At 66.0% G+C, this 736-nt stretch carries 1 protein-coding gene; it reads right to left on the reverse strand.

The genetic code is table 11. The annotated features are described in order from the left end of the window. The coding region (locus VBE63_RS30855; protein ID WP_323686755.1) for a C-terminal helicase domain-containing protein at positions 1 to 736 on the reverse strand (736 nt) is incomplete at both ends.

The following is a 736-nucleotide window of genomic DNA, read 5'->3' on the forward strand; positions in this document are numbered from 1 at the left end:
TAGCACCTCGGCGGGCAGTTGACGACGCAGGCGGCGGCGCAGATCGGCGGGCGGGGTCAGGCGCAGCATGCGCGCCTGGTCATCAATGCGATAGCCCTCGGCCTCCGGGACGCGGGCGATGGCCTGCTTGGCGAAGGCGTAGAGGTCAGGGAAGAAGCGATGCGGCTCGTGCCGGAGCGGGGTCGATCGGTCCGCTAGGGTGGTGCCAGCATCGGTTCCGAACAGCGCAGCCTCCCAATCATCGTCATCGTCCGGCTCGGCCTGCTCGATGCATTGCTGCTCGAACTGCTCGGCGTTCAACCCCTCAGCCAGCGCCTCGGCGACCACCTGCTCCTCGGCCTCGACGCTGTGCTTGCGCAGGATCGAGGCCGGATCACCAATGTTCTGGCTGATCTGCTCGTCCTTGCGCACCAGGACTTCGATCACGCGCAGGTCGCCCTTGACGGTCTCGACCTCGGATTCGGTCAGCAGGTAGTCGATCCTTGGCGTGGATTGCTGACCGAAGCGGTCGACGCGGCCGTTGCGCTGTTGGAAGACCATCGGCGACCAGGGCAGATCGAAGTGCACCAGCCGATGACAGAGGAAGTGCAGGTTCAGCCCCTCGGAGGCGACGTCGGAGCAGAGCAGCACGCGCAGCGGATCATGCTCCTGGCCGAAGCGCTCGACGATCTCCTGCTGCTCGATGTCCGAGAGGCCGCCATCGAGGATGACGAAGGCGTCGGTCTTGAGGCCGAGG

Source organism: Lamprobacter sp. (assembly GCF_034860625.1).
Lineage (GTDB): Bacteria > Pseudomonadota > Gammaproteobacteria > Chromatiales > Chromatiaceae > Lamprobacter.